Raw genomic sequence first — 17,194 nt, forward strand, 5'->3', positions numbered from 1 at the left:
CGCTGATGAGAAAGTTGGTGTTGGCAGCCTTGCTGCTGGCTTTCGTCGTAGTGATTTTAGGGGCTTATACCCGTCTTACCGATGCCGGTCTGGGCTGCCCGGACTGGCCTGGCTGCTATGGTTTTTTGCATGTTCCTGTGCATGACGAACATGTGCAAATTGCTGAACAGGCTTTCCCTGAGCGACCGGTTGAAGCGCACAAAGCCTGGAACGAAATGATTCACCGTTATTTTGCTGGTGCGTTGGGTTTAGTCATTCTCGCCATATTCGTATTGAGTTTATTGCGCCGCGCCCATCATCGTCCACTGAAGCTGCCGTTCGTGCTGTTATGTCTGGTCTGTTTTCAGGCATTGCTGGGTATGTGGACGGTAACCATGAATTTAATGCCGCTGGTGGTAATGGGGCATCTGCTGGGTGGTTTTACAGTGCTGAGCTGTTTGTTCTTATTGTTGCTGCGACTGACCCCTTACCGTATTCCCGGTGGCGATGCCAACCTGCGCAAATTGGCTGGCTTTGCCATGTTGGGACTGATTATCGTCATCGGGCAAATTGCCCTGGGAGGCTGGGTATCGGCTAACTATGCCGCATTGGCTTGCACTGAGTTACCCATTTGCGAAACCAACTGGCTGGAACGACTGGACTTCAGTGGTGCTTATTCGGTGGTAGCCACTGATAACTATGAATTTGGTACGCATGATTACGATGAACGCATGACTATGCACATTATGCATAGATTTGGAGCCTTGCTGACCTTTATTTACCTATGCTGGCTGGCTATTGGCCTGTATAAAGGGGCCTCGTCCAGCTTGTTCCGACAGTTAGCGGTGGTGCTGGTGCTGGTATTGGGATTACAAGTTGCGCTGGGGATCAGCAATGTTGTTTTCAGTCTGCCGGTGTTTGTCGCAGTGGCGCATAACGCCGTCGGTGCCTGCTTGCTGCTAACCATGGTGATGATCAATTACACCCTGCTAAGAAAAACCTAGGAGGCAATATGGATAAGACAGTCGGTATTAACCACAGTGAAAACCTCCAAAAGGCCGGTTGGCGGGATTACTATGAGATGACCAAACCTAATGTGGTGTTGCTGTTACTGCTGACCGCATTGGTAGGTATGTGTTTGTCCCAGCCTGGGTGGTTACCCTGGCAGCCATTGGTGGCGGGCTTATTTGGTATTGGTGCACTGTCTGCATCGGCTGCAGTGATTAATCATGTGATGGACAGGCGCATTGACGCACAAATGGCCAGAACCTTTAATCGCCCGGTACCCAAGGGTAAGGTCAGTCCCAGACAGGCGCTGACATTCGCTCTGGTGCTGGCTTTACTGGGCTATATGGTACTGGAGATCTGGGTGAATCGCCTGACAGCCCTGCTGACTCTGGCCAGTCTGGTAGGTTACGCAGCCATATATACCCTCTATCTGAAACGGGCGACTCCACAGAATATTGTTATCGGTGGCCTGGCGGGTGCTGCGCCGCCGCTGCTTGGCTGGACAGCCATGACCGGTGAGGTGCATGCCCATGCCATGTTGCTGGTATTGATAATTTACACCTGGACCCCTCCGCACTTCTGGGCGCTGGCAATTCACCGGGAGAAAGACTATGCCAGGGCAAAGGTGCCAATGTTGCCCGTGACCCATGGGGTGGAATACACCAAAGTATCGGTTTTGCTCTATACCGTGCTACTTGGCATTGTATGTTTATTGCCTTATCTGGTGGGCATGACCGGGGTGATTTACCTGGCCGGCTCCAGCCTGCTTAATGCGGTATTTCTCTACTACGCACTGAAGCTAAAATATGCGCCTAAAGAAAATACAGCTATGCAGACATTCAAGTTCTCCATTGTGCATCTGATGCTGTTATTCTTGCTGCTGTTGTTGGATCACTATTTCAAGTTTAGTTTATGAAAAGGACGCTCCTGATAGGCCTGCTGTTGTCATTGGCGCTGGCCGCTGGCATTTATTTGTCGTTAACCATCAAGCCGCCTGCGACACCATCGCATGCCAATATGTACCCTCAGGCCCGTGAGATACCTGCCTTTACCCTGATTGACCAAAAAGGTCTGTCATTTGGTAAAGAACGCTTAATGGGGCATTGGACCCTGGCCTTTACTGGTTATACTTTTTGCCCGGATATTTGTCCCACCACGTTGGCCGAGTTAAAGCGTATTTATCCGCAGCTTAAAGCGATATCAGCGGACATTCAGATACTGTTTTTATCCGTGGATCCTAAGCGGGATACCCCTGAACGCCTGAATGAATATGTCAATTTCTTCGAGCCGGAGTTTATTGCCGCCAGTGCCGAGCATGCCGAGCTGTTTCCCTTTGTTCGTAGTCTGGGCATGATGTATGCCATTGCCGGTAGCACAGAAACCCCTGACTATCTGGTGGACCACAGCGCCTCGGTGAGCCTGATTAATCCACAGGCTCAGGTGATAGGGCGTTTTAAGCCGACTCTGGCACCCGGGGCGATGGCGGTGGTGGATCCCGAGCATATCCTGGCGGATATGCCCTTGCTGATAAACCCTTAGTCCAGCCACAGACCGTCGTTAGTGGGCACAAAAAACGGTTGAGACAGCCAGTAGTAACGGCTTCTGTCCTGTTTGCTGGGGGCGGTACAGTTGACTCTGGCCCGTCCTGGTCCCAGCGGGGCTGGCAGACTTAGGGCGAATACATCTTCCATTTCCCAGATCACATCCAGCTTGTCGCCCTTGAAATAGCAGGCAAGCTGGGCGGGACGAATATCCGAGGTATCGATTTTCGTTGTCCATTGTGGCTGCAGGTTGTCAGGCCTCAGTTCCGGGTCCAGTGGTGCATATAAGCTGGGCATGGCCAGACTGTTCAGTTTTACCTTCAGGGTATTGAGGTTGGCGTATGTACCTGCCGCAGGAAAACGTGGCAGGGCTGTCATGTCACTGTACGGTGCCACGGCACCGGATTGCTGACCTAAGCCGATAAACCCAAGCTCTTTAACCAGTGCCTGCAGGTCGCTGTTATATTCGCCAAAAGGGTAGGCCAGGTACTTTAAACTGTATCCCAGTTCTTCCTGCAGCTTGCTTTCGGCTGACAGAATTTCTTCCCGCAGACTGGCTAACCATTGATCCTTAGTCATATCGCCACGGGTCAGCAGATGCTGGTGGTGATTGCTGTGGTTGGCAAACCATACACCGTCGGTTTTCATCTGCCGCACCTGCTCCCAACTGAGTTGCTGGCTTTCTTTGCCAATCAGGGCCGGATTAATAAACACCGTATAGTTGAAGCCATGCTGCTGCAAAATAGGGTGGGCGTTATGCAGAATATTGGCGTAGCCGTCATCAAAGGTAATTGCCACCGCTTTGTCCGGCAATGCCTGGTGCCGAGCGAGTTTGTAAAGCATGTCCTGCAGGGAAATCACATTGTGATGTTCGGCCAGATACTGCATATGTTCGGCAAACTGTGCAGGGCTGACCGACGTGGAGGCCGGTGTTTCCGTGCTCACATGGTGGTATTGAAGTATAACCCCATGATGTTGAAGACTTATTTCACTTGCTTTCAGCGGCCTGGTAAACATCAGAATTGCCATAAGTGCCAGCAGAGAGAATGCCTGTTTAGCCATAAATATCCATAGGGTGAACCTTTGATGCCAAGAGCTTACCTTGTCTGGGGCTTTTTTTCAGTAAGGCCGGGGACTTTTGCGTAAGTGGCCAGGTGCCAAAGTGCTTCTACGGGGCCTTTAGCATGTGTTTGCAACCACCAGTGTGTGAGCAAGAACTGTAGCAGCCATACTATGACTACCACCAAGGCGGTGAGATAGGGAGGCATGCGGGCAAATCCCCAAACCCCGTAAAAAAAAGCTGTGCACAAAATGCTTTGTAGCAGGTAGTTAGACAACGCGGTGCGGCCAATACCTTGGATGAACCGCGCCAATGGCTGACAGCATCCGCTGGCCTGCCATAACGTGATCAGCGCTATCAGCCCTACAGCCGTGCACACCGCCCCCCAGTAATTAAATAGGGTGTGGCCAAAGAAGTAATGGGGAAACTGCCAGGCGGTTTGCTCATTCAGATAATAGCCATAAAGCGATAACAACATACCGGAAATAATGCCGGTCCAGGCCGTTTGTTGGTAAAAGAGTATGCTGAATTGCCCGCGCAGAAAGCCACAACGATACAAGCCAAGCCCTAATAACATCATCCCGCTTACGCGCCATATTCCCCAGTTTGGCAGTACATCGGTATGAAAATGCCAGGCTGCACTGATTCGGTAGCTGAGCTGTTGTGCCCAACTGCCGTTCAGGGCAGCAATTTCCGTTTCGGATACTTGAATCATACCAGGCAAGCTTTGCGTGATAATCTGCTGTTGAATGGCTGCTGGCAACGACACCATGCTCAGATACGTCAGGTAGCTTTTAAGCGAGCCAACACCGAGACAGAGCAGACCAAACATTATGCATATGCGCCAGTTCAAATGGCGGAAAACAAAGGGAATAACCCCGCAAAGTGCATAGAACACCAGAATATCGCCATGCCAGATGAGATAAGCGTGCAACAGGCCTATCAACAACAAGACCAATAAACGTCTTGTATAGATACGCCAGGCACAAAGCCCTTTGGCATCCAGTCGGTCGCAGATAAGCGCGGTACTGGCACCAAACAACATGGAGAAAATCGCCATAAACTTCTGGTCGGCAATAAAATATTGTAAGGTCCACCAGATCTTGTTTAACTGCAGTTGCTCACCATATACCAGCGGGCTGAAGTAAGCGGCTTCGGGGGCAGAAAACAGGCGTATGTTCATTAGCAATATGCCCAACAGGGCAATGCCGCGGAGCAGATCGAGCAATTGAATGCGTGGTTGGTTCATTGTTGCGGTCTCACTGATTTTTCGCCAACCTTAGCCGCAAAGCTAGGTATTGGGCGTCTGTCCCGACCGGAATTTACCTGATGCCGTTTAACTTTTACGTTGCCTGGTGTGTTCAGCCCCAGCCAATGTTAACTATGCTGCTGGTCTGATTGCGCTAAGCCAAGCTCAGGCAATAGCGACAAGAGAAACTGAAAAGAGTCCATGGCCATACAACTGCTTGAAATCATTACCACCTTTGCTTTTACCCTGTGCTTCTCGATGGTAGCGGTATTGGCTTGGCTGCCCGGTATAGACAAGACCGAGCACCGGTACTTACAGCTCTATCTGGCTGCAATTGGTGTCATCCTGCTGATTGACCAATTAACACCGGTGCATCACGCACTGCATCTGAGTTTGCCTCCCTTGCTCTTTATGCTGGGGCCATTGCTGTTCGCTTATACAAGGCAGCAGTGCCGCTTACCGCTCTCGGGCGCAATTCTAGGTTTTTTGCTGATTCCCAGTCTGGTGCTTAGTCTGTTATTGGTCTTGCAGTGGCTACAGCTTATGTCCTGGTCCAGCGTAATGCATTTGTCGCTGCTTTACTGGTATGCGGCGTATGAGATGCTGTTTACTCTGCTTAGCCTTGAGTGTCTGCGGCACTTTAGCCAGCAGGATAAAGATAGCCAGGGGGCCAATCTGCGCACCCGCTTGCTGTGGCTTAAAGGTTATTGCTGGTTCAACCTGCTGCTATTGTCAGTGGATCTAATCAGCCCTTGGTGGTGGGCGGCCTATGCACCTGGATTACCTGTCAGATCGCTGAGTTTGTGCATATTAACGGTAGCGCTTATCTGGTTTGGCCTGACGTTAGTGCGCAAACCGCACCTTTTGCTACTGGATCATCTGCGTCAGGTGGCAAAGTATCGCCATTCCGGGTTAAGGCCTGATAGTCAGCGCTATTACAAACAAAAACTGGACAGCCTGATGCAAACGCAGAAAATCTTTCTGGATCCGGAGTTGAGCCTGGCTTCTCTGGCCACCCAGGTTGGGTTGAATAGCCACAATCTGTCGCAATTGTTAAACGAAAGTTGTGCACAGTCATTTTATGATTACCTGAATGCTTACCGGATAGCACATGCTCAGCAGCAACTGCTATGCAGCGATGCCAGTGTGGTGGATGTGGCAATGGCCTCCGGCTTCAATAACAAGGCTTCCTTTTACAAAGCGTTTCGCAAACAATGTGGTATGACGCCGACCCAGTGGCGCCAACAAGCACTGACAACCAACCACCAGGAAAGCTGAATGTTATCGGTGTTTACAAGCGGCAGCCGCACAGAGCACAAACGTATTCTGGCATTGGCATTACCAATGATCTTGAGCAATATCACCAACCCCCTGCTGGGTATGGTGGATACGGCTATTGTTGGTCATCTGGGCGCCAGCTATTTTTTGGCCGGTACGGCAGTTGCCAGCATGCTGATCACACAGATTTACTGGTTGTGCGGATTTTTGCGCATGTCTGCTACAGGGCTCAGTGCACAGGCACTTGGCACTAAAGATAAACGTGCTGCAGCCAGGATTTTTTACCAATTACTTGTGCCAGCCTGCTTGTTAGGCACCCTGGTACTGATCTTTGCGCCTGTGCTGGAAACCCTGGCAATACGTTTTGCTGATGCCGATATACAAACCGCTGGGGTGATCCATCACTACCTGGTGGTAAGGGTATGGGGCGCGCCAGCCGCGTTAGCTAATCTCTTGCTGATGGGCTGGCTAATAGGCCAGCAAGCTACCCGCACTGTGATGCTGATTCAGATCGCCGCCAATCTGGCGAATGCTTTGCTTAGCTATGTTCTGGCCATAAAGCTGGGCTTTGCGGTGCAAGGGGTAGCGACAGCCACTGTGCTGGCGGAATATGGCATTTTGGTAGCGTCATTGTGGGCGGTGCTGAAGCGCATTCACTGGATTGGACCCCAATCCACCTGGTTCTCTGCTGCCGGGTATCGAGCCGTGTTGGGCTTAAACCTGGATATTCTGCTGCGTAACCTGGCTTTACAACTGACCATGGCCTTTATGGTGTTCCAGGCTGCCCGGCTGGATAGCCAAATTGTGGCCCTCAACGCCCTGCTAATGCAGTTTTTTGTCCTCACTGCATTGGGCCTGGATGGTATTGCTTACGCGGTTGAGGCTCTGGTTGGTGAGGCCCGGGGCAGGCAGCAATATCAGCTGTTACATCAGCGCGTTGTGCGGGGATTGTGGTGGTCCGGCCTATTGGCGTTATTATACAGTCTGGTGTTCGTTATCTTTGACCGGGCTATCCTGACACTGCTCACTGACCTGCCAGAGCTTATTCATCTTGCCCGCGACTATCTGCATTATATTTGGTTGCTGCCGCTGGTTTCCCATTGGTGCTTCTTAATGGACGGGGTGTTCATTGGCCTGACGCAAGGGCGGGCGATGCGCAACACTATGCTGATGTCGGCTTTTGGCGTGTTCCTGCCTTTGTGGTGGTTGTGTCAGACAGCCGGCAATCACGCCCTGTGGCTGGCATTTCTGGCGTTTTTGGCGGCCAGGGGAATAGGTTTGGGATGGGTTTATTGGCGACGTTGGCAGGTTTGGCAGCAGGGCTCAGGTGAGCCCGGCTGAAACGGAGTAACGCGGTTTAATAGTAAGAGTGTTCACCAGCCTGGTGTTCAGTGGCATCCAGCACTCCCGTCAATTCCGGGAACTGAGCCAGCATCTGCTTCTCAATGCCTTCTTTCAGTGTCACATCGACCATAGAGCAACCGTTACAACCACCACCAAATTGCAAGACGGCCTTACCGGCCGGTGTGATCTCAATCAGCACTACCTTTCCGCCGTGGTTGGCCAATTGCGGATTAATTTCTGAGTCAATCATATAGTTGACCTTTTCAATCAGCGGCGCATCATCTGCCACTTTGCGCGTTTTGGCATTGGGGGCCTTAAGTGTCAGCTGTGAACCCATCTGATCCGTGACAAAATCAATTTCCGCTTCTTCCAAAAAGGGGGCACTGTCCCGGTCGACTACTGCATCGAATCCGTCGAATTCGAGGCTGATGTCCGTATCTTCAACTGCGTCTGGCGGACAATAAGACACACCACACTCAGCGGTTGGTGTACCAGGGTTGACCACAAAGACCCGGATATTGGTGTCCGGCTCTTGTTTTTCCAGAAGTTTTCTAAAATGCGCCTGTGCGGGATCGGAAATGCGAATCATCATGTTGCCTTAACTGCCAGCTTGGGCGTTATCATAACAAAAATTACCTGAGTAAAACACTCGGGTAATTACTTTCCTGCATATTCTTGTCTTGCTATTGCCGCCAGGCTGATTGTAACAAAATGCGACAAAGCGGCTTATATTTGCTGTTACATCACTGGTCGCAACGTAATGAAGCTGCTAGTTTGGGTCAAAAACAACAAGCAAAGGCCTGAAGATGCACAGACTTCATTATTTCTACCTGCTAATTATGTTGGTACTCGTTACCCCCATTGGGGTTGCGCAAGTCAGCAGTGATCTGGATTACCTGCCCAGCGATATTCAATACGACCCTAAGGTGCCAAAACCTGAAGCCGTTCTGGGCTATCCGGTGGGTACCTGGCATGTGCGGCATGATCAGATAGTGAATTATCTATACAAACTGGCCGACAGTTCAGACCGGGTCAGTATTGAGGAGATAGGCCGTTCCCATGAACAGCGCCCCATACTACTGCTGACCTTTAGCTCGGCCGCCAATCAAAAGAACCTTTCAGCACTACGTCAAACCCATCTGGCCGCATTAGAAGGCAACAAAGCTGCCAATGCGCCCTTAGTGCTGTGGATGGGTTACAGTGTGCATGGCAATGAGCCATCCGGTGCCAATGCTGGCCTGCTGGTGGCTTATTATCTGGCGGCGGCCCAGGGGGAAGAGGTAGAAAAACTACTGGATGAGGCGGTCATATTGCTGGAGCCGGCGCTTAATCCAGATGGTTTATCCAGGTTCGCACAGTGGGCCAATATGCATAAGGGCTTGAATCTGGTATCTGACCCCAACCATAGAGAACACTGGGAAGATTGGCCAAGCGGCAGAACCAACCATTATTGGTTTGACTTGAATCGTGATTGGTTATTACTTACTCACCCTGAATCCCGTGCAAGGATTGCGAAGTTTCATGAGTGGCGGCCGCAAGTGTTGACTGATTTTCATGAAATGGGCACGAACAGCACTTTCTTCTTTCAGCCCGGTATACCTTCACGCAAAAATCCATGGACGCCTGACGCCAATGTGGATCTGACTCATGCTCTGGGGAAATTCCATGCCGCCGCACTGGACAAAACTGGGCAGCTTTATTTCACCCAGGAAAGTTTTGACGATTTTTACTATGGCAAGGGTTCAACCTACCCGGATGCCATGGGCAGTGTCGGCATACTGTTTGAACAAGCCAGCAGCCGTGGTCACCTGCAGGATTCTATTCATGGACCTCTGAGTTTTCCTGCCACTATCCAAAATCAGGTGACCACCTCATTATCCACTTTCGCCGGTGCACTGGCGAATGCCAAGGCGCTGAAAGACTATCAGCGTGGCTTTGCTGCTGAGACAGCCAGGTTAGCCGACAAAGATGAATTATCCGGGTATCTTTTGAGTGAGAGCCAAGATAAAAGCCGCTTTCAGGCCCTGCTGGATATCCTCAGGCAGCATAAGATTCAACTGCATGGCCTGAGCAAAGATTTGCAACTGGATGGTAAGAAATTTTCCAGTGACAGCACGGTATTCGTGCCGCTGGACCAGCCACAGTATCGCCTGCTGAAATCTATTTTTTCTACCCGTACCAGTTTTCAGGACAATACGTTTTACGATGTGTCTAACTGGAATCTACCGCTGGCATTTAATATTGACTACCTGCCAGTGGCGCGCAGCAACTGGCGCAAGGTGCCAATAAGCGACACACTGCCAACGCTGACAAGTAGCCCGTCATCACTGAAGGAAGGCGCCTACGCTTATGCGTTTTCCTGGCAGGATTCTAAAGCACCCATGTTGCTGCAATCATTGCTGGAAGCTGGTATCAAGGTAAAAGTTGCCGGAGGTGCTTTCACTGCAACAACAACACAGGGCAGCGTGGCTTTTGCCGCCGGCAGTATTGTCGTTCCCCGTGCCTTGCAACAACCGGCTAATTGGGTAGCGAGTATTGAGAAGTTCAGTAAGGCCGCTGATATCAAAGTTTGGTCAATTGAATCCGGCTTAACCGCACAGGGCAGTGACCTGGGAAGCCGCAGTATGATGGTTTTGGAAACACCCAAATTATTGCTGGTGGGCGGCGTCGGCACTTCTCAGTATGAAGTGGGTGAGGTCTGGCATTACCTCGATCAGCATGTCGGCTTGCCAGCCACGATAGTCGATATGGACAGATTGAGCAGAATCACCTTGTCTGACTACAGCCATATTGTGATGGTGGACGGGGATTACCGCCAGTTAGATGACAAGCTGGTGGACAGGATACAAGACTGGATAAAGCAAGGTGGCGTTTTGATTGCCCAAAAAGGTGCGGCAAAGTGGGCCAGCCAGCAAGAGTGGCTGCAGGCCAGCTTCCTGTCTGACAAGGAAATCAGTGCAGCCTTCGACACTAGCCAGCTCAGCTTTGCCGACCAGGAAGCGTTACAAGGCAAACAGCGTATAGCCGGTGCAGTATTAGCCGGTAATGTCGACCTCAGCCACCCTTTGGCTTTTGGCTATGACAACACCGATGTGGCTTTTTTACGCAACAGCAATCTGGTCATGCGTGCGAATGCTAAACCTTTTATTCAGGTATCTGGATATTCGCAAAAACCTCTCAGGGCCGGTTATGTCAGCGATGAAATGCAGAAACTGCTGGCTGGCAGCAGTAACCTGGTGGCAAATAAGTTGGGTAAAGGTAAGGTGATCGGTACCACTGACAACCTGACCTTCCGTGGCTACTGGTATGGCACCAGCCGTTTCCTTAGTAATGCCATATATCTTGCGCCTTTGATGGATAACTAGCGGTTGTTTATCTTTCGAGTATAATTTTGCAGCACTATTGGTCTCCTTACCAACCTTGTCGGGAGGCCTCTGGTGCTCTATTCAAGGGGCGACTTTAGACTGATAGCGATGCACCAGACTTCAATATGCAAATCGACCCTGGCGCACCGCAGCGTATGACACAGACTGCTGATGGTGGTGCCGGTGGTGATGACATCATCTAATACGGCAATATGTCGGTAGGGAAGGGGTCCATTCAGGCAGAATGCGTCACGTAAATTGTGTCTGCGCTGTGCCCCCGTCAGTTCGGTCTGCGGCAACGTCGCCTTGCTGCGCCGACATAAGTGGTGGTCTACTGGAATATGACTCAGCCTGGACAATTGCCCGGCAATTTCGCCTGCCTGGTTATACCTGCGCCGCATGTAGCGACTGGCATGTAAAGGCATGGGCAATATGGCTTCAGGTAAATCTTGCCTGGCAAACAGTGTCAGGCGGTAAAACTGTTCGGCCAGAGCCTTGGCACAGAGCAACCTCTGGCTGAACTTCAATGACGTGATTAGTCGGTCCCAGGGCCACTGATAAGGGGCGCAGGCCACCAACCTTTGGTAGTTTATGTTTTCCAGACCCTGTGCAATGTCAGGCCGGTTCAACAGATTGTGTTGGTATTGAGCCAGGTTAAGTATTGGTAGATCTGCCTGGCAATGCTGGCATAACAGCGTGTGGCTGTCCTGCAAACATAGCAGGCAAGCCTGGCGGTGCATTCCCTGCAACAAGCTTCGAATTGAAATTGGCATCCCTGAGATTAAACTATATGGCCCTTATGAATAAGAGTAGATGACTTTGTCTTTAACCTGCGACTCCATAGGCTGCGGCCCCGATATATTGTTACTGCATGGCTGGGGGCTGAATAGTGAAGTCTGGCAGCCGCTACTGGATCGTCTGCAAAGCCATTTCTGTTTTCATTTACTGGACTTACCTGGATTTGGTGTGAATCATCAGCTTGCACCCGACCACTACAATCTGGCCACCGTAACTGAACTGGTTGCCCGGCATTTGACGCGGCCAACTGTGGTACTGGGCTGGTCTTTGGGGGGCTTGGTTGCTCAGCAGTTGGCATTACAGTATCCACAGCGGGTGCGTGCTTTAGTTTGTATAACCAGCAGCCCCAGGTTTTTAGCCGATGATAACTGGCCTGGTATCAAAGACGATGTACTTAGAGCCTTTGCCGCCCAATTGCGTTCAGACCCGGCGGCAACAGTGGAAAGATTTTTAGCCATACAGGCGCTGGGTAGTGAAAGAGCCAGGGCGGATATTCAATTGTTGAAACAGCAAATAAGCCGACGCCCAACGGCCAACCCTGTTGCTTTGAAGCAAGGCCTTAATATTCTCAGGGAAGCTGACCTTCGTCATCAGCTTAAGCAGATTGAATGTCCAACTTTACGAATTTACGGTCGCAATGACAGTTTGGTGCCAAAGGCGGCGCTGGAGCAGATTGAGGCCTTGCAACCCCAAGCCACGTCCATGTTATTTCCCAAGGCTTCGCACGCGCCTTTTATTTCCCATGCAGATGAATTCGCAGAGGCGCTGCACCATTACCTTGCAAGGTTGAGTTGACAGCTGGGTATATAAAATCACACCAAGGTGTATCCGTCAGGCTTCATTTCCTGGCATTTCTGGTTAATAATTAGCCATGAGGTAATAGGGGTAGTCTATGTCGGTGAATTTCGATAGTAATATCAATTCTGCCATTATTTCGGGTACGTTGGGTTTGCAACGTGCCTCTGATGGCATAACTCAACATTCCATCAACCTGGCCCAGCAGCAGGCCCAGTTGCGCGATCCTAAAGAAGTGCTGGCCGAAGCGGCTCAGCAGCAGATTGGCCTTAGCACTAAGTTGCTGCCCAAAGGGGGTGACAATGTGACTAATGATTTGGTCGGCCTGACCCTGAATTTACGCAATGCCCAGGCCAATGCCAAAGTGTTGGATGTTGCGAAAGACACGGTAGGCAGGTTAATAGACGAGATTGCCTGATTATGATGAATATCGTCGCGCCAGCACTCACAGCCATTCCGCTGAACACCGCCAACTTCAATACTGAAGCGGCGCGGCGTGACAATATTGCTCGGGAAACTGTGCCACAGCTGAGCAACACCGAAAATTCAGCAGCAGAATCCGGATTGGGTTCAGAGTCTGATCGGGTAAAAACCCCAGGGCAGGCACCTCAGCCCGTTACATACGAAAAACCCCAGGCTAATCAGCAAGCGCTGGCGCAAGGTCAGAATGGTCAGAACAAAGACAACGGCGAAGATCCCAGTGCTGGTAAGCAGGATGCCAAAGATCAGCAGCAACAGAGTGCCGAACAGAAGAAAGTTGAAGAGCTGAAACAACGGGATCAGGAAGTTCGCGCTCATGAGCAAGCGCATGCCGCTACAGGAGGGCAACATGCCGGAGCACCTTCCTATGAATTCGAAACCGGACCGGATGGCAAACGTTATGCGGTAGGTGGCGAAGTGAATATCGACATCTCTGAGGAAAAATCTCCGCAGGATACATTGCGTAAGATGCAGCAGGTGAGAGCTGCCGCCCTTGCGCCGGCTGAACCCTCGCCACAAGATTTACGGGTTGCCGCTGAAGCTCAACAAAAAGCCTCGCAAGCCAGACAGGACATTGCCAGCCAATCAGCCGACAAGGCTGATCAGGCATATCAGTCGGCTTTTTCTGCAGAAGATGCTAAGCCCACAACCAATATTGCTTCTGCCCCTGAGCTGGATGAGATTGTCGATGGCAATGTCAGTCCACCTACCCGCAAATTACAGGAAGATGATCCGGTGGCTGAAGCGGCGGGCCTGGAAAGTAGTAGTGCTGAATTTAAACAGTCTCAGGCTAGTTTGGATTTTGACATCACTGCTAGGAGTTTGCGCATTGAGAGCTTTTACCAGCAGATCTCGCAGCCAAGAGAGTATTCATTGCGACACAGTGCCTGAATAAACAACAACGCCCCGGATGGGGCGTTGTTGTTTGTGCTTCAGGATTTTTTAGCTTTGGCAAACGCTTCGGCCAGGGCATTACCCATCGCGCTATTGGCAGGTTGCGCCGCTCTTTGCGGTTTCGCTTGTTGGTGACGCTGGCCACCTTGTGGCTTGGCACCTCTTTCTGGTTTGGTTGCAGATTGTCTTGGTTGCGACTGCTTGGACGTAGGTTCATCATTCAGGCGCATACTGAAAGAGATGCGGTTTCGCGCGACATCCACCTCCATCACCTTCACCTTAACAATATCCCCGGCTTTGACGACTTCCCTTGGGTCTGAAATAAATTTATCTGTCATCGCAGAGATATGCACCAGACCATCCTGATGCACGCCCACATCGACAAATGCGCCAAAGTTGGCCACGTTACTGACCACGCCTTCGAGGATCATGCCGGGTTTCAGGTCGCTAACCTGTTCAACCCCTTCCTTAAAGGTGGCGGTTTTAAACTCTGGACGGGGGTCACGTCCGGGCTTGTCCAATTCCGCCAGAATGTCAGTGATAGTGGGAATACCAAAGGTATCATTGGCAAAGTCCGCCGGTTTTAAGGATTTTAGTAAATCCTTATTGCCCATCAGTGCCACAACCTCAGCGCCGGCACTTTGACTGATATGTTTGACCAGCTCATAGGCTTCGGGGTGCACAGCGGATGCATCCAAGGGATTGTCTCCACCAACCACTCGCAAGAAGCCAGCCGCCTGTTCAAAGGCTTTAGGCCCCAGCCGTTCCACTTTCAAAAGTTGTTTGCGGTCTTTAAAGGCACCATTCTGGTCGCGGTAGCCGACAATATTCTGTGCCAGGGTGCGATTCAAACCGGAGACATAACTAAGCAGGGCAGGGGAAGCCATATTCACATCCACACCCACTGCGTTTACGCAATCCTCAACTACAGTATCCAGTGATTTGCCCAACTGACTTTGACTGACGTCGTGCTGGTACTGGCCAACGCCAATGGCCTTGGGTTCAATTTTTACCAATTCTGCTAAGGGGTCTTGCAGGCGGCGGGCGATGGACACCGCACCTCGCAATGACACATCCATTCCCGGCAACTCGTTTGATGCCAGTTCAGAGGCTGAGTAAACAGATGCGCCAGCTTCGCTGACCATGATTTTATTGATCTTCAAATCAGGCAGGGCTTTGACGACTTCGGCAGCAAGCTTATCGGTTTCCCTGGACGCTGTACCATTGCCGATACTGATCAACTGGACTTTATGCTGCTGGCACATGGACGCCAGGGTACGCACCGATTTATCCCACTGATTCTGTGGAGCATGGGGATAAATAGTGTTAGTTGCCAGTACCTTACCGGTGTTATCTACTACGGCTACTTTTACGCCAGTACGCAGACCGGGGTCCAGTCCCATGGTGACCTTGGCGCCAGCTGGAGCGGCCATCAGCAGGTCCTTCAGATTGTTGGCAAACACACTGATCGCTTCCAGTTCGGCTTTTTCGCGTAAGGTACCAAAGAGTTCATTTTCCATATGTAGCAGGATTTTCACCCGCCAGGTCCATTGCACCACGCTTTGCAGCCATTTGTCTGCGGCCCGGCCGCTATCACGTATCCCCAGATGTTGGGCGATAATGTTTTCACACTGAGAACTGCGATCGCCTTCTTCATTCGCTGGATCGGCGTTCATCGATACCTGCAGCAGGCCTTCATTACGTCCACGGAACATCGCCAGGGCACGATGTGAAGGGGTTTTGCCCAGTAATTCACTATGTTCAAAATAGTCAGAGTATTTCGCCGCTTCTTTTTCTTTTCCTGGCGCTACACAGCTTTGAATATGTGCTTCACGGTTCAGGTGCAGACGAATTTTCTGCAGCAGCTCTGCGTCTTCGGCAAAGCGCTCCATAAGGATATAACGAGCGCCCTCCAACGCAGCCTTAGTATCAGCCACTTCGTTACTGAGATACTGGGTCGCCAGTGTTTCTGGATCCTGGTCGGGATTGTCAAACAAACTGTTCGCCAGGGGTTCCAAGCCCGCCTCAATGGCAATTTGCCCTTTGGTACGACGCTTTGGCTTATAGGGTAGGTATAGGTCTTCCAGCTCGGTCTTGTTATCCACTGCCAGGATTTTAGCTTCCAGCTCAGCCGTCAGCTTCTGCTGTTCACCGATAGATTTGAGAATCACCTGACGGCGGTCCTCCAGTTCACGCAGATAGCCCAATCGTTGTTCCAGGGTTCTTAACTGCGCATCATCCAAGCCGTTGGTGGCTTCCTTTCGATAACGGGCTATAAAGGGCACTGTGGCGCCGTCGTCCAGCAAGGCTACTGCGGCCTGGACCTGGTGAGGAGAAACGGAGAGTTCTGAGGCAATTTTTTCTATGATCATGGGGTGCCTTGCTGGCTTTAGACAAAAATAAACAGGGCCTTTATAAGGGCTATACAGGGAAAATTCCAGTCTGCATGGGATGATTGTGTGGAAAAAACACAATGTGAGGCCGGTATTGGCGTTTCGATCACAACAGTGTCTTATTCTGTATGGTCAGTCCGGGGTAATAACAGTCGGCTAATTTGCTGTTTCGCTTGTATATTGAATAGCCACAACGAACCATTGTTTGCGACCTGTTGGCGTTTCTACCCAGGCTTCGTCGTCTACCTCTTTTTTTAGCAGGGCTCTGGCCATAGGCGAATCTATAGAGATATAGTCTTTACGCGCATAGATTTCATCCGGCCCCACAATGCGAAACTTGAGCAACTCCCCTTGCTCATTTTCCACTTCCACCCAGGCACCAAAGAACACTTTGCCCTGCTGTTGAGGGGAGTAATCTACCACCTTGATAATCTCAAGGCGCTTACGTATATATCTGACGCGTCTGTCTATCTCACGCAGAAGCTTTTTGTTGTACTGGTAATCCGCATTTTCGCTGCGATCACCCAGGCTGGCTGCCCAAGCCACCTTCTTGGTGACTTCGGGGCGCTTCTCTCGCCATAAATGATCCAGCTCCTGCTTGAGACTATTGAAGCCTTCTCTGGTGATAAGGTTGGTTTTCATAGGGATGCTAATTTTGGTACCACTGATGGCGCATGTTATAGCCTCTAGTCTGAATAATGTCACTATAACTTAGGGGCAATCTAAGGCGGACTTTTATGACAAAAATGTTTCAAAATCACAAGGCAAAAAAGCCGTGATCTTCTACACTAAAACTGAGGTAACGGCAGAGCGATATGGTGGTCAAGAGCCTTTCAAACTGCTTGAGTTACCGCTGACGCATCTGACCATGCTACTGGGTTTGATGCTTAACATCTTGTCATTGAAACTGAGCTGAGTAGCGAACAAATTGGCAAACGAGTAACCGGCATCAATGCCGGCCCACGTCACCCGTATAACGGGTATTGCAATGAAGGACCCAAGGTTCAGCA

Annotated in this window: 15 protein-coding genes; 9 read left to right on the forward strand and 6 right to left on the reverse strand. The window is 50.8% G+C overall.

The features are described 5' to 3' along the window. Positions 1 to 5 precede the first annotated feature (5 nt). From ABD028_RS02475 to ABD028_RS02485, 3 genes are read left to right on the forward strand one after another with little or no spacing between them, the layout of a single operon-like run. Positions 6 to 983: a COX15/CtaA family protein gene (locus tag ABD028_RS02475; protein ID WP_102798569.1), complete on the forward strand. Its 978-nt coding sequence runs from the start codon at positions 6 to 8 to the stop codon at positions 981 to 983. An 8-nt stretch (positions 984 to 991) separates the two neighbouring features. Beyond that, entirely contained in the window at positions 992 to 1,903 is a 912-nt protein-coding gene (gene cyoE, locus ABD028_RS02480) for a heme o synthase (RefSeq protein ID WP_102798570.1), read from the forward strand. After that, entirely contained in the window at positions 1,900 to 2,526 is a 627-nt protein-coding gene (locus tag ABD028_RS02485; RefSeq protein WP_102798571.1) for an SCO family protein, read from the forward strand. Before cyoE ends, ABD028_RS02485 begins: the two co-directional genes overlap by 4 nt. Here the strand turns inward: ABD028_RS02485 and ABD028_RS02490 are convergent. Both ABD028_RS02490 and ABD028_RS02495 read right to left on the reverse strand, forming a co-directional pair. Then, complete coding sequence (locus ABD028_RS02490; protein WP_343841347.1) at positions 2,523 to 3,590, reverse strand: polysaccharide deacetylase family protein; 1,068 nt, start codon at positions 3,588 to 3,590, stop codon at positions 2,523 to 2,525. The genes ABD028_RS02485 and ABD028_RS02490 overlap by 4 nt on opposite strands. A gap of 35 nt (positions 3,591 to 3,625) precedes the next feature. Further along, entirely contained in the window at positions 3,626 to 4,837 is a 1,212-nt protein-coding gene (locus tag ABD028_RS02495; RefSeq protein WP_343841350.1) for a DUF418 domain-containing protein, read from the reverse strand. Between the two features lie 201 nt (positions 4,838 to 5,038). Between ABD028_RS02495 and ABD028_RS02500 the strand changes: the two genes are divergently transcribed. Together ABD028_RS02500 and ABD028_RS02505 are read left to right on the forward strand one after the other, a co-directional pair. Continuing rightward, positions 5,039 to 6,115: a helix-turn-helix domain-containing protein gene (locus ABD028_RS02500; protein WP_343841353.1), complete on the forward strand. Its 1,077-nt coding sequence runs from the start codon at positions 5,039 to 5,041 to the stop codon at positions 6,113 to 6,115. Beyond that, on the forward strand, positions 6,116 to 7,456 hold the full coding sequence (locus ABD028_RS02505) for an MATE family efflux transporter (protein WP_343841355.1): 1,341 nt from the start codon (positions 6,116 to 6,118) through the stop codon (positions 7,454 to 7,456). A 16-nt stretch (positions 7,457 to 7,472) separates the two neighbouring features. On the opposite strand, the gene nfuA is transcribed toward ABD028_RS02505, so the two are convergent. Then, positions 7,473 to 8,048, reverse strand: a complete 576-nt coding sequence (gene nfuA / locus ABD028_RS02510; RefSeq protein ID WP_102798574.1) for a Fe-S biogenesis protein NfuA — start codon at positions 8,046 to 8,048, stop codon at positions 7,473 to 7,475. A gap of 250 nt (positions 8,049 to 8,298) precedes the next feature. Between nfuA and ABD028_RS02515 the strand changes: the two genes are divergently transcribed. After that, a complete protein-coding gene (locus tag ABD028_RS02515) occupies positions 8,299 to 10,824 on the forward strand; it encodes a M14 family metallopeptidase (RefSeq protein ID WP_425542049.1) in 2,526 nt (841 codons plus the stop codon). 77 nt (positions 10,825 to 10,901) lie between these two features. Here the strand turns inward: ABD028_RS02515 and ABD028_RS02520 are convergent, their stop codons facing one another. Beyond that, positions 10,902 to 11,597, reverse strand: a complete 696-nt coding sequence (locus tag ABD028_RS02520; RefSeq protein ID WP_343841361.1) for a ComF family protein — start codon at positions 11,595 to 11,597, stop codon at positions 10,902 to 10,904. Between the two features lie 40 nt (positions 11,598 to 11,637). Here ABD028_RS02520 and bioH point away from each other — a divergent pair, with 40 nt between their 5' ends. From bioH to ABD028_RS02535, 3 genes are all read left to right on the forward strand, one after another. Continuing rightward, positions 11,638 to 12,417 (forward strand): pimeloyl-ACP methyl ester esterase BioH, encoded by a 780-nt coding sequence (bioH, locus tag ABD028_RS02525; RefSeq protein ID WP_216362620.1) that lies wholly within the window; start codon positions 11,638 to 11,640, stop codon positions 12,415 to 12,417. A 97-nt stretch (positions 12,418 to 12,514) separates the two neighbouring features. Continuing rightward, a complete protein-coding gene (locus ABD028_RS02530) occupies positions 12,515 to 12,835 on the forward strand; it encodes a hypothetical protein (RefSeq protein ID WP_102798577.1) in 321 nt (106 codons plus the stop codon). Between the two features lie 5 nt (positions 12,836 to 12,840). Next, the gene (locus ABD028_RS02535) at positions 12,841 to 13,788 is read left to right on the forward strand and encodes a putative metalloprotease CJM1_0395 family protein (protein WP_102798607.1); all 948 of its coding nucleotides are present in this window, start codon (positions 12,841 to 12,843) and stop codon (positions 13,786 to 13,788) included. Between the two features lie 41 nt (positions 13,789 to 13,829). Here the strand turns inward: ABD028_RS02535 and ABD028_RS02540 are convergent, their stop codons facing one another. Further along, complete coding sequence (locus ABD028_RS02540; protein WP_343841365.1) at positions 13,830 to 16,163, reverse strand: Tex family protein; 2,334 nt, start codon at positions 16,161 to 16,163, stop codon at positions 13,830 to 13,832. 177 nt (positions 16,164 to 16,340) lie between these two features. Then, positions 16,341 to 16,826: a transcription elongation factor GreB gene (gene greB / locus ABD028_RS02545; protein ID WP_102798579.1), complete on the reverse strand. Its 486-nt coding sequence runs from the start codon at positions 16,824 to 16,826 to the stop codon at positions 16,341 to 16,343. Between the last annotated feature and the right edge of the window lie 368 nt (positions 16,827 to 17,194).

The sequence above is a fragment of the Bowmanella denitrificans genome (genome assembly GCF_039522935.1).
GTDB classification, from domain to species: Bacteria; Pseudomonadota; Gammaproteobacteria; order Enterobacterales; family Alteromonadaceae; genus Bowmanella; species Bowmanella denitrificans.

Excerpts from the sequence above, each read along its gene's own strand:
- ABD028_RS02490 (WP_343841347.1), bottom strand. The coding sequence starts at position 3,590 with ATGGCTAAACAGGCATTCTCTCTGCTGGCACTTATGGCAATTCTGATG.
- ABD028_RS02515 (WP_425542049.1), top strand. The coding sequence starts at position 8,299 with ATGTTGGTACTCGTTACCCCCATTGGGGTTGCGCAAGTCAGCAGTGAT.
- ABD028_RS02505 (WP_343841355.1), top strand. The coding sequence starts at position 6,116 with ATGTTATCGGTGTTTACAAGCGGCAGCCGCACAGAGCACAAACGTATT.
- ABD028_RS02485 (WP_102798571.1), top strand. The coding sequence starts at position 1,900 with ATGAAAAGGACGCTCCTGATAGGCCTGCTGTTGTCATTGGCGCTGGCC.
- greB (WP_102798579.1), bottom strand. The coding sequence starts at position 16,826 with ATGAAAACCAACCTTATCACCAGAGAAGGCTTCAATAGTCTCAAGCAG.
- nfuA (WP_102798574.1), bottom strand. The coding sequence starts at position 8,048 with ATGATTCGCATTTCCGATCCCGCACAGGCGCATTTTAGAAAACTTCTG.
- ABD028_RS02500 (WP_343841353.1), top strand. The coding sequence starts at position 5,039 with ATGGCCATACAACTGCTTGAAATCATTACCACCTTTGCTTTTACCCTG.
- ABD028_RS02475 (WP_102798569.1), top strand. The coding sequence starts at position 6 with ATGAGAAAGTTGGTGTTGGCAGCCTTGCTGCTGGCTTTCGTCGTAGTG.
- cyoE (WP_102798570.1), top strand. The coding sequence starts at position 992 with ATGGATAAGACAGTCGGTATTAACCACAGTGAAAACCTCCAAAAGGCC.
- ABD028_RS02520 (WP_343841361.1), bottom strand. The coding sequence starts at position 11,597 with ATGCCAATTTCAATTCGAAGCTTGTTGCAGGGAATGCACCGCCAGGCT.
- ABD028_RS02530 (WP_102798577.1), top strand. The coding sequence starts at position 12,515 with ATGTCGGTGAATTTCGATAGTAATATCAATTCTGCCATTATTTCGGGT.
- bioH (WP_216362620.1), top strand. The coding sequence starts at position 11,638 with ATGACTTTGTCTTTAACCTGCGACTCCATAGGCTGCGGCCCCGATATA.
- ABD028_RS02495 (WP_343841350.1), bottom strand. The coding sequence starts at position 4,837 with ATGAACCAACCACGCATTCAATTGCTCGATCTGCTCCGCGGCATTGCC.
- ABD028_RS02540 (WP_343841365.1), bottom strand. The coding sequence starts at position 16,163 with ATGATCATAGAAAAAATTGCCTCAGAACTCTCCGTTTCTCCTCACCAG.
- ABD028_RS02535 (WP_102798607.1), top strand. The coding sequence starts at position 12,841 with ATGAATATCGTCGCGCCAGCACTCACAGCCATTCCGCTGAACACCGCC.